The organism is Streptococcus sanguinis (assembly GCF_001078705.1).
Taxonomy (GTDB): domain Bacteria; phylum Bacillota; class Bacilli; order Lactobacillales; family Streptococcaceae; genus Streptococcus; species Streptococcus sanguinis_D.
This window is the reverse complement of sequence record NZ_CDMW01000001.1, coordinates 897795-910783: the sequence shown is the minus strand read 5'-3', so window position 1 is coordinate 910783 and position 12989 is coordinate 897795. Positions and strand designations below refer to the sequence as shown.

2 protein-coding genes and 1 pseudogene are annotated in these 12989 nt (G+C 43.7%); all 3 read right to left on the bottom strand.

What is annotated here, in order from left to right; all coding sequences use genetic code 11:
* Positions 1 to 21 precede the first annotated feature (21 nt).
* Entirely contained in the window at positions 22 to 1059 is a 1038-nt protein-coding gene (locus SSV_RS04555; RefSeq protein ID WP_072073860.1) for a M42 family metallopeptidase, read from the bottom strand.
* 324 nt (positions 1060 to 1383) lie between these two features.
* Positions 1384 to 3801 (bottom strand): Spy0128 family protein, encoded by a 2418-nt coding sequence (locus tag SSV_RS04550; RefSeq protein WP_072073859.1) that lies wholly within the window; start codon positions 3799 to 3801, stop codon positions 1384 to 1386.
* A gap of 380 nt (positions 3802 to 4181) precedes the next feature.
* Positions 4182 to 12856: pseudogene (locus tag SSV_RS04545) on the bottom strand (ZmpA/ZmpB/ZmpC family metallo-endopeptidase).
* Between the last annotated feature and the right edge of the window lie 133 nt (positions 12857 to 12989).

The following is a 12989-nucleotide window of genomic DNA, read 5'->3' as shown; positions in this document are numbered from 1 at the left end:
ATAAGATAGAATGAAGTTCACTTACTCCACCAAGTCACTTCTTAGATAAGCATCTACCATGCGCTCTGTCGCGGCAACTGAATCAATATGGGTACGCTCATAAGAGTGGCTGGATTCAATGCCAGCACCTAGCAGAGCATGCTTGACTTCTGCTCCTGCACTCATGGCTGCAGAGGCGTCTGATCCGTAAAATGGATAGATATCCAGTTTGTAAGGAATGTCCTGCTCCTTGGCCAAATTTACCAAATGCTGGCGGAAGCTATAGTGATAAGGTCCTGATGCATCCTTGACACAGATGGAAACCGTATACTCATCTGTCTGCTGATCGTCACCCATAGCGCCCATATCAACAGCCAGATACTCTACTGCTTGCTCAGGAAGGCTGGAATTAGCCCCATGACCGACTTCCTCAAAGACACTGAAAGCAAAATGCGTCGTCACTGGCAGCTGAATATTTTCCTCTTTATAAACGCGCAAAAGATTGAGCAAAATAGCAGCACTGACCTTGTCATCCAGAAAGCGGGACTTGATAAAGCCTGAATCGGTCACTGTGGTTCGCGGGTCAAAGGAAATAAAATCTCCGACTTCGATTCCTAAATCCCGCGTTTCTTTCTCACTCGTCACTTTTTCATCCAAACGGACTTCCATATTGTCCTGAGTCCGTTCAACCGTCCCAGCATCTTTGTAGACATGGCAGGAAGTCTGGTGAACTAAGATAGTCCCATTGACGGTCTTGCCACTGCTGGCCATATGGACTAGACAGTTTTCTCCTTCAATCATGTTCCAAGGGAAACCGCCAATCCGATCCAGTTTAAGACGACCGTCTGGCTTGATTGCACGCACAATAGCCCCCAGTGTATCCACATGGGCAGTCACTACCCGATGCTGGGCATCATTTTCACCCTTAACCACAACATAGACGCCGCCTTTATTAGTCCGGACAGGCTCATAGCCCAATCTTTCCAGAGTGTGTACCAAATAGTCTGCCACCTCAGCCGTAAATCCTGTTGGCGAAGGAATAGCCATTAATTCCTGTAAATATTGAATAGTTTGATTCATGAATGCCTCCTCATCGTTTTTCTTTATTATAGCATAAAGAAAGCCTGAGCAAATAGATTTTCAGCAGGCTTTTAATGATTTTGAGAACTTATGGCACCTCAATTACTATCGCCGTACTGCTACTCTTTCTCCTCCCGAACTTCAATCTTTTTCAACTCCCAAAAGAAGAGATTGCCTAGAAAACCTAAAAGCAAAAACAGCCATTTAAATGACTGCTTATTTTAGAGTTTATAAATTTAACCGTCAGTACATTATCAAGGATAGATGGTGACAAAGACAAGAAAAAATCATCTCAGCTAGCTGAGATGATTCGTTTGGCTAATATTAATTAACTTTTTTGAAACGATAGACAAGAGCTGATAAAAGAATCAGAGCAAATCCTGCTGCTATCGCAAAGATAGATGTTTCACTGCCAGTTTTCGGCAAAACTTTTTTGCCAGTTGCTGATCCAGTAACATCTTTTCCATCTTTATCTGACGAATTACCTGGGGTTCCATCAGTCGAACCAACTGGTTTGTCACCAGATGATGACGGTGGTGTCGAATCTGAAGAAGATGGTGGTGGTGTTGGTCCTTGTGGACGTCTAGCTTCAAATGTCCATGTGCCTGTAAATTTGACATCTGCGCCTGCAATAGTCTTACTATCTGCGTCATATTTGAGGAATTTCCAAGTACCATCACTTGCTTCAACAGTTTTCTTAGCTGGCTGAACCGCTTGAACGGCAGCACCGTCTGCATATTCAGTGGCATCATTTGGTAACAATGCTGTGACTTCTGCTGGCAAGCTACGGTTCGGATCTGCGCTTACAAATTCATAAGTTGCCTTATATTTCGGTGCTGGAGTGAAATTCCATTTACCAGTAAATTTAAGATCCTTATCCGCAACAGTTTGTGCGTTCGTTTCCGCATAGCCTTCGAAAGTCCATGTGCCTTCAGTAACTGTAACACTTGTTTTAACAGGTTGCTTAGCGTCTACATTAGTACCACTAGTGTAGCGATTAGCATCTGCTGGAAGCAAATCAGTTACTTCTTTTGGCAGATTTGGATAGGCTGCATTGCTGCTGAGAAACTCATAGCTAACACCATAGTCTTTATAAGTGTTTGTGAATACTGGATTATTACCTTCGACGGTAGCTTCCAACTTGCCCTTGCTTGCGGTCACTGTGACAGACACTGTATGCTCTGCGCTATCGTAGGTCACACCAGCTTCATTTCCAGCTACTTCCGTCAGCTTGTAAGTATAAGTGCCTTCTTTATCATAGTTGATTCCAAGGAACTTGATATTACCATTGGCATCGTTAGCTGCTTGAAGCTCCAAGTTATTTCCGCCAACCTCAGTTAGTTTGAAAGTATACTTTTCAGATTCAAGTGCTTTACCATCCAGAACTTTCTTAGCGGTAATCGCTGCAGTTGCTGGCTCTAACTTGTAGGTATTCGTGAAAGCATCACGGTCATAATTAACCGCTGCTGTCTTAACGCCGTTGTTGTTTGTTACAGTAACAGTAACATTGATGTCTGAATTGGCATCGTTTGTCACACCTGGCAGATTGCTTGCTCGTTCACGAATGACATAGTTAAAGGTTCCTTCATTTTTGAAACGAAGTTTCTTAAAGGTTACGGCACCGTCTTTGTTTGTTACCGTTTGAACAACTTTGTCGTTGTCATCCTTATTGATCAAATCAAAAGTAAATTCACCATCTGCCAAATTGCGGCCAGTCAATTCCTTTTTGACTTTGAAGATAACTTCATCCGAACGGGTACCTTCCCCGACACCATCAAGAGTTGTCAAAGGTGCAAATGGACGTGATACTAAATCTGGCATCTTTTGTCCATTAGCCGTAACGGTTACATCGTTAAAGGCTTTTTTGGTCACCTTATCAACTGGCTCTGTCAAGCGAGTCCGGTAAACAACATAAATACCTCTTCCGCTCAAATCTCCAGCATTAACTGTGAAATGATTGGAGTCTGTAATTGAAACGACATCGCTTGGGTTAAAGGATTTACGTGTGCCAGAAGCACCTTCCCACTCAGTAAAGTAGTAACCTGTAATCCCTGTCTCTTCATCCAGCTCTTGACCTTCTGGAATAGTGTCCTCAATGACAACTTGACCAAGATTTTGGACATCACGATTGACACGGATACGCCAGTTGACGTAGTTAGGATCCTTAGAATCCTGAACACCCCACTTGGAATACCCCTGAGGCTCTTCATCAACCTTGATACGCTTCAGCCTATAGGTTCTAGCACCTGGGAAATTAACTTCTTGCTCTTGGTCATAAGGCATATTATCAGCCCAAACCACTGTGAAAGAAGATTGAATACGCTTGGTATCTGGCATTTTCGCAAAATACTCAGCATTTGTGACAGTAATGGTCGCTGTATTGGTAACAGGATCTGTCACCAACTTGGAAACAACAGTACCATCCGGTGCACTTATATTTTCCTCCAAAGTTCGCTCAATTTTGAACTGTGATGGAACACGATAAACCATGGTATCACCATTATTTAATACTTTGCTATCTGCAAATGTATAGGTCGGTGCAATGTAAAATTTACCTTCACCGTAGCCTGTATCCTTTAAAGGATTAGTATTAATAGTGACATCTGTAGTTAGCTGATAATCACTTTCACCTAACTCTGCAGCAGAAACCCTAGGACTTGAGCTTAACAAGGGAAGAAAGGTTGATACCAAAAGCAGCAAAGTCATCAGAGCATGAGACACTTTATGATAAGTTTGTTTCACCTTGAATGCGGTCCTCCTTCTTTTTAAATTTTATTTTTGACAAATGCTGGCAGGCACACCATCATTTGTCTACTCCCTCATTTTCAGTCGATTCTAAATCAAGATTTATTACCAAACTAAAAATGAATGTGTTTGTATATGATAAGCAAATATGACATATACATATCAATTATAACATAAAATATTATAATTTACGCTCTGTAAACTATAATTTTTATTAGCATTTATCTGTTTTTTGTCTACTTCTGTTGTAAAATCGTTACAAATTGTTTTTTATACTGACTTGTGTTAATGATTGTTTTTTTATTAGTAATAAATAAAATTCCTAGACTATCAGGAGTCTAGGAATTTTAGGAGGCATTTCCAAAAGAAACTCTCGCTTACTTATTAAAGATTGACTGTCTGAAGTCGTCTGTTTCACGAAGATAAGCATTGTAAATCTTCTTCTTAAGCAGATTAACCCAGCTGGCATCAACGCGGCTTGTAGCATTGGTAATGTTGCGTACATCCTCTGCTACTGCTTCGTCCATCAGCTTCTGCATCTCTTCATAAGAGCGAATGATTACTTTCTTGGTACTGTTTGGATTTCTGAGCTCGTACTCAATGGTGATTGGTTTAAGCTTGGTCAGCTGATCAATCCGCTCCTTATACATAGCCTTCTTGAAGGCTACCCAAGAGTCATATTCACCTTTGAATACATTTTCCAAGACTTTCTGGTCTGTTATCAGACCAACATCTCTTCCGGACCATCCATCCCACGTTTTCTTACCTTCATCAAAGGCTTCCTTAGAGTACTTACCAGAAACATAAGGGATAAATCCTTCATGGTAACCCTTGGCTGCCAGCAACTCATAGGCCGTACGGCGGAACATGACATCACCTGGCGCTCCATTTGGATTACTCAAGGCTGAGTAAATTGGTGAGAAGAGGCTGAGACTGAGGTAGCCATTTCGGCCATATCTTCCACTATCCTTGTTCTCCCGACGAGTGATAACATCATTTTCAATCAGGGAGTTAAAGGTCTTCAGCTGCTCGATTTCTTCAGCAGTAAAACTTCGCGTCTGGTTTCCAGCATGGGTCTCCTTACCATACTTATCTGTAACATAGTAATTCTCCATCTTCCTGAACCACTGAAGCTTAGCATCATCGCTCTGCTTCAGCATAGAGGTACCTTCTAGGTAATCTAGGGTGTAGATCATGTCAAACATACCATGGACATAGTGCTGCAGATCTTCTGCATTTTGAACGCGTTCCTTGAAGTTATATGTGTGTAGGCGCGTCTTAGAATCCTTGTCCACCTTGAAGAGGGTATTGAGCGTAATGGTTGCCTCATCTGCACTTGGAGTGGACTGCAGGAGTCCGCGAGCATAAAGCTCAGCTCCCAGACCTTCGCGGCGGCCATTGCCCTCAAAGTAAATGCCACCGTCAGAATTATGGGTCATTTCATGCGTGTAGACAGAGTTACCATAGTCTTCTAACAATTTAGCTGCATCAAAGTGGGTTACACTTCCTGTAGCATAGGCATTATAGCCCTTGCTAGGATACCACTTGCCGGCTGGTCCAAAGAATTCCTGCATAGCCAGTGATTTTTTGTCATTAGCTGGAGCCCAATATTTTTGACCATTCTTGTCAACCAATGAGAATCCATCGTAAACCAGAACAGAACGGAAGAGCTTGTCCTTGCTTTCATCGCTTAGAATCTTATACCAGAAGTCATAGTGATCGCGCTGGTATTCAGCTGTTTTTCTCACTCGGTCTTCGACAAATTCAGCTAGCTCTGCATCTGTCCGCACCCTGCCATTGGCATCAAGGCGATAGCGATCATAAGCCCCCATAGAGATGGTAGACATATTGGAGATAGCATAGACACCCTTCTCAGTCATGGTCAAGAGCGGCAGAAGCATGCCCTTGTGTTCCCAGTTATCAGCAGTAATCTTGTCGTAAACGCCGACAGAATACTTGCTCTTGTCCTCAGCAGCATCCTGAAGCTGTCTCGCTTCTGCTACATCCGACTTAGCTTCAACGATGTAGGCTTTTGAATTGGTCTTGAGCCATTCATTATTGGACTTGTCTGGTAGGAAGAGCTGACGATAGCCTTCCAGATAGTTGAAGAGCCCCCGTTTACCAGTCGCTTCAGAAAGTGAGGCATCATAAGCCATATAGTTGTTCTTGGCTTTAAGATTGTTCATGCCTGACTTACCAAGTGAAATGATGGTATCTAAGGTTGAAGCATTATGATTTCCAAAGAAGTCAAATTTATAGGCTGACAAATCCTTTACATTGATATTGTCATAGTTGATATTATACCAACGGTTGAGATAGGTCAGACCAAGTAAGAAGGCTTCTTTATTGTCTTTAATTTGCTGAGCTATATAGTCTGCTACAACATTGCCTTCCGTATTGATAGACTTGTCCATAGCCAGTACCTTGCGCAGCTCTTCTGACAACTTAGTCTTGACTTGATCAAAAGCCTTATCCAGATAGAGATCATCCAGAGAAGTATCTGCATTTACGCCTAAAACAGAACGCATAGCTGGTGAGTCAAGAACAACCTTGTTCAACTCTGGCAGCACTTGATTGAGAACTCTGCTATAGTCTGATAAAAAGGCTTCTGGTGTATAAAGGAGGTCCAAGCCATTTACAGTATATTCTGCAATTGCCTTATATTTGAAATCTCCCTTATAGGTCAGATCCAGGTAGTCAACCGTATTATCCTCAAAGTGCAGCATCAGACGGTTAATTCCGGTCTTGTTGCTATTGATATCAGTGATAATCTGGTCGCCCTTCATCGGAACAACATCCAGCAAGTACTCTGTATTGAGCTTGTGATTATCTGGAAGTTTATTTCCATAGGCAACGATGGTCTCCTTATTGTAGAATGGAAGGAGCTTTTCCATGTTAGCATAAGCTATCAGACGGTCTTCTCGAGCATTCTTTTCTTGGGCATAGTTGACAGAATAAAGGTTGAGATTCGTGTCTTCCAGCGTGGTCGTAATGTCTAGGCTAGTCAGCTTCTCTTCTGCCTGGTCCAGAGTCAGTGTTGATGTGACAAACTTGTCATTTTCCAGTGTTTTATTTCCTTCAACGGCATAAGCTTCTGTGATACGGTTATTCTCATATCCCTGATCGCCAGAAATACTGTAAACATTTGTACCGCTGACATTGCTGATGACATTATCAATCAAGCCATTGAAGTAATTGGAACCAACTACGCCACCAATCTGACCGTTCTTAGTAGAGTTTTGAATCTTTCCAGCTACATAGGAACGGCTGATGCGGGCATTGCTTTCCAAACGGCCAACCAGACCGCCGAAGCGTTGGTTGTTGGCTCTAGCGCCTGCTAGAATGGTCACATCTGCCCTGCTTTGGCTAATTAAGGAGTTTCCTCCCTTAAGATTGGCAACCAAACCACCGACATTGTATTCTTTGCCCTGTTTATCATTTGACACGATAGTTCCAGTAAAGGAACTATTGGTAATTTGCGTATTGTTAGCAATAACGACCAAACCTGCTACCTGCGAAGCATTATCTTTTACTTCTACTCTACCTTGGACAGAAACATCTGTGATTCGAGCATTTTCTGCATTGCGAGCCAGGGCAGCTGAGTCATAAGTACCAACAATATTGACTTCTTTCAAGTCCAGATTAGAAATAGAGGAACCACTCTTGAGGTTTTCAAATAAAGGCTTAGCTAGATTATAAATCGCGTACTGCTTGCCATTATGGTTACCTGTCAGACTGCCTGTGAAGTTCCCTTTGAGGTAGACATAGTCCGCAGGAGCCAGACTGACCTCGCTAGCATCCAAATCTGCTCCCAGAACATAGTTGCCGGCCATATTTTGCTTCATAGCGTCTACTAATCCAGCAAAGCTAGTGTAGACATTTTGTTGGCTGGGGACTGCCTTACTGATATAGAAGTCATAGCCAGACTTATAGCCTGTCTCACCTTCTTGGACCAGCTCAGGCAGAGATACCGTTACCTTATAAACATCCCCGCCATCCTTACGGCTTTCCGCTATGCTGTGAACCGGCAGGAGCATTTCCTTAGATTCACTTGATTTGACTTTGACAAAGTAGGTAGACAAGTCCGTAGGCATAGAGCTCATGGACACGACACGCTTAAACTGGTCGTTTTCTTTTCTGTAAAACTCTACCGAATCAATATCTCGGAAGGCAATCTTCTTGTATTCCAATTCAAAATTGCGGCTGTCCGATTCAAGGTCTGTAAAGCTGCCATTATCCAGTTCATAAGTCAGCTTGGTTTTCAGGGTATAGCCTGTGTAGTAGTCTAAGTCGCCAATCTTCAGACTTCCTGCGAAATTGATAATCGGAAGAGTACGAACAAGCTGATCACCCTGGTACAATTCTGCAGTTGCTGAACGGAAGGACTGGGTCAGGTCTTCTAATCTATATTGGACTGTAACCGACTTGTCATCTGCATTTTCTGTCAAACTTAGAATAGAAACTGTCGGCTTAACTTTAGGCACTCCATTTAGAGCTTCTTTAGCTGCTGTCAGGCTAGCAAATGCTTGATTGACCTGCACTTGTGTAGCAGTTTGATTGTTCAGAACTCTTTCGGCCTTGGCCAATTCGTCAGTATAAGTTGTCTGCTTATCTGAATCTGCATTCTTATATTTAGCAGTTGTTTTAACTTTTGGATTTAAATCGTATTCAGTTTGAAGAGCCGTTTTGACAACCTCAAGACCGCTTAACTGAGCTTTAGCTTGGTTGATTCGTTCAACAAGCTGGTTGACTTCTGCTTGGCTAGCATATGATTGGCTCAGAATCGCTTGACCTGCTGTCAAAGCAGTATCATAGCTAGATTGATGACTCTGACTATCGTTGAAATAACGTGCCTGAGCTTTAATCTGATCCGCTTCCTCTAACAGATTGTGTAGTGGAATTAAATCGAACTCTTCTAAAGCATCTGCTTTTGGCGCATCGTTTGGAACCAAATGCGGCTTAGCTGTACCAACTTTAACAACTTGCGTTACTGGAGCCAAGGTTTCTTCATTAGATAGTTCTTGACGATCAATTTCTTGACCATTAGAGCTGTAGACGCGAGTCTTGATGGTTCGCTCACCTTGAACACCTGGAGTGGCAATTTGACGGGCTTCGCGAACTAGCTCGTCCGTCTCTTCTTCACGAATGGTGAAGTTGATTTTTTCTACACGAGTTTCGTCGGTGTATGTTAGAGGGTATTCTGGAAGAGCATCGGCTTTCGGTGCATCACTTGGGACCATGGTTGGCTTAGCTGTACCAACTTTGACAACTTGCGGTACGGGAGCTAATGTTTCCTCATTAGATAGCTCTTGGCGGTCAATTTCTTGACCGTTGGAACTGTAGACACGGGTCTTGATTGTTCGCTCACCTTGCACACCTGGAATTGTGATTTGACGGGCATCGCGAACAAGTTCGTCAGTTTCTTCTTCACGAATTGTGAAGTTGATTTTCTCAACACGCGTCTCATCCGTATAAGTCAATGGATACTCTGGCAAAGCATCTGCTTTTGGTGCATCATTTGGTACCATGGTGGCTTAGCCGTGCCAACTTTGATGATTTGCGTTACCGGTGCCAAGGTTTCTTCATTAGACAGCTCTTGACGGTCGATTTCTTGACCATTGGAGCTGTATATACGGGTCTTAATCGTCCTCTCACCTTGCACTCCTGGAGTCGCAATTTGACGAGCATCCTGTGGCAACTCATCTGTGTATTGTTCTTCAATATTGAAGGCTATTTTCTCTACACGTGTCTCATCCGTATAAGTCAATGGATACTCTGGCAAAGCGTCTGCTTTTGGCGCATCACCTGGTACCATGGTTGGCTTAGCTGTTCCGACTTTAACAACTTGTGTTACTGGAGCCAAGGTTTCTTCATTGGACAACTCTTGGCGGTCAATTTCTTGACCATTGGAACTATAGACGCGAGTCTTGATGGTTCGCTCACCCTCAACACCTGGAGTAGCAATTTGACGAGCGTCTTGAGGCAATTCATCCGTATATTGCTCTTCAATATTGAAGGCGATTTTCTCTACACGCGTCTCATCCGTATAAGTCAGCAGATATTCTGGTAAAGCATCGGCTTTCGGAGCTTCATTCGGTACCATGTGCGGCTTAGCTGTTCCGACTTTGACAACTTGCGTTACTGGCGCTAGAGTTTCTTCATTGGAAAGCTCTTGGCGGTCAATTTCTTGACCGTTAGAGCTGTAGACACGGGTCTTGATAGTACGCTCGCCCTCAACACCTGGTGTTGCGATTTGACGGGCATCCTGTGGTAACTCATCTGTGTATTGTTCTTCAATATTGAAGGCGATTTTCTCTACGCTAGTTTCATCGGCATAAGTCAACTGGTACTCTGGCAAAGCATCTGCTTTTGGTGCTTCGTTTGTTACCATGGTTGGCTTAGCCGTACCAACTTTAACAACTTGCGTTACTGGAGGCAGAGTTTCCTCGTTCGATAACTCCTGACGGTCAATTTCTTGACCATTAGAGCTGTAGACACGAGTCTTGATTGTTCGCTCACCCTGAACACCCAGTGTTGCGATTTGACGGGCATCACGAACCAATTCGTCCGTTTCTTCTTCACGAATGGTGAAGTTAACCTTTTCAACACGTGTTTCATCTGTATAAGTTAGCGGATACTCTGGCAAAACCTCTGCTTTCGGTGCATCACTTGGGACCATGGTTGGCTTAGCGGTACCGACTTTGATAACTTGCGTCACTGGAGCTAAGGTTTCCTCGTTGGACAACTCTTGGCGGTCAACTTCTTGACCGTTGGAACTGTAGACACGGGTCTTGATAGTTCGCTCGCCCTGCACACCTGGAGTGGCAATTTGACGGTCGTCCTGAGGCAATTCAGCGGTATATTGCTCCTCGATGTTGAAGGCTATTTTCTCAATACGAGTCTCATCCGTATAAGTCAGCGGGTATTCTGGTAAGGCGTCTGTTTTTGGTGAATCGGTTGGAACCAAATATGGTTTAGCTGTACCAACTTTGACTACTTGCGTTACTGGCGCTAGAGTTTCCTCATTTGAAAGTTCTTGGCGGTCGATCTCCTGACCATTGGAACTGTAGATACGAGTCTTGATAGTTCGCTCGCCCTGAACGCCCGGAGTCGCAATTTGGCGAGCACCTTGGGCTAGCTCGTCCGTTTCTTCTTCACGAATAGTATAGTTGATTTTCTCTACGCGCGTTTCGTCGGTGTAAGTTAGCGGGTATTCTGGTAGTTCTTCAACCTTTGGTGCGTCAGCCGGAATCAGGATTGACTTACTTGTTCCGACCTTAATAATTTGAGTAACTGCTGCAAGAATTTCTTCATCCGATAAAACTTGGCGGTCAACCTCTTGGCCATTCGAGGTATAGATACGAGTGGTAATCGCCCGCTCACCCTGTACACCTGGTGTGGCAATTTGGCGACTGCCTTCTGGAATCTCATCAGTATACTGTTCTTCAACAGAAAAATCTATCTTTTCTCTTCTTGTTTCATCTGTCGCAGTCAGCTCTAATTCTGGGGCTTGATGCATGGGTGCTTCATCTGGTGCGGTACTGTAAGTTGTTAGTTCCGGAACTTCTTGTACTGGAGCGGTATCTGGCGCAGTGCCATAAGTGGTTAGCTCTGGGACTTCTTGAACCGGTGCGGTATCTAGCGTTGTGCCATAAGTCGTCAATTCGGGAACTTCTTGCACGGGTGCTTCATCTGGTGAGGTACCATAAGTTGTTAGCTCTGGAACTTCTTGCACTGGCGCTGTATCGGGTGCAGTGCCATAGGTTGTTAGTTCTGGAGCTTCTTGTACTGGTGCGGTATCTGGTGCAGTGCCATAGGTTGTCAATTCAGGGACTTCTTGGACTGACGCTGTATCGGGCGTCGTTCCATAGGTCGTCAATTCGGGAACTTCATTTACGGGTGCGGTATCTGGTGTAGTTCCATAAGTAGTCAATTCAGGGACTTGATGCACTGGCGCTTCTTTTGGAACAGATTTTACTGCAGCAGTTCCAACCAACACAATTTCCGAAACTGGCTCTGCAGTTACCTGGTCTGAAACGACTTCGCTTTTTACAATCTCTTTACCTGCAATATAATTGCGAGTGACGACAGTACGTGTACCAGCGACACCTGCACGAATGACCTGAGATTGCCCCTCTGCGAGTTCATTTGAATATTGGTATTCTGTTTGATAAGGCAGGACTTGGGTCTGGCTGCTTTCTTGGCTCTTGAATTCCAGTTCTGGTACTTCAGTGACTGGAGAAAGCCGAGCAAATTCGCGCTCTTTGGCAGCAATAATCTCTTTTTCTTGCTCGGTTAGTTTCTCTGTCTCAGTAGATACTGGCTTGTTGGCAGCACTCGGATTCCCAGAAAGACTAGCAGATTTGCCCGCCTGCGGATCGACTTCAACAGCTGACAAGTCCTTTTGTGCCGTAGGAAGCTGATGACTTCCTGCTGCGTTCTCCTTGCCCTGTTCACCGCTTTTCAGATAGCCAACATATTCGAAACCAGCAATCTCTAAAGGCTCCGGCAGCTTATCTCCCACTGTCAAATTCAGCCTTTGATTGTAGGCGGCTAATTCAATATTGGTCACTGCAAATACAGAAGGAGCTAGGAGAATAGATCCTAGACCCGTCACCAGCAAAATAGAAGACAGGTATCGCTTACCATTTCTACCTCGTGCAATTACTAAAACTGCTAAAGTCAGCCCAGCAGCTGCAAAAGTTGCTTCCCACAGACTTGAGTAGCCTGTCTTTGGCAAACTTTTTGCCGAAAGTCCCTGGGTCTTAGGACGGTAAACTAGATAATAAGCATCAGAGTTTACTTCCACAAACTTTGGAAGCTCCTTAACAACTGCATTCTTCTCAGCTTCAGTCAGTTCAGACTCTACTACGTAGTGATACTGGACTGGAACGGTTTTGCCGGCTGAGACTTCTGCAGCCTCAACCGTGCTTATATTTCCCCCTATTGCGGTACTCAAAAAGAAGCTTCCGATAGTGGCGGAAACCAATCCTACTGATAACTTTCTAAAAGAATAACGCTGGAGCGTATCGCCAGTGATTCTTTTTTCCATAATAATTCCCTTTTCTCCATATAATAATCTCTTAAAATTTTACAGAATTTCCTACAAAAATTCAATGCTTTTGCTTAAAAATATATCTTTGAAGGCTGAAATCATCATGTTTTTGAACAACCTGAAAATAGTG

Coding starts and splice junctions, on each gene's coding strand:
- SSV_RS04555 (WP_072073860.1), bottom strand. CDS start 1,059: ATGAATCAAACTATTCAATATTTACAGGAATTAATGGCTATTCCTTCG.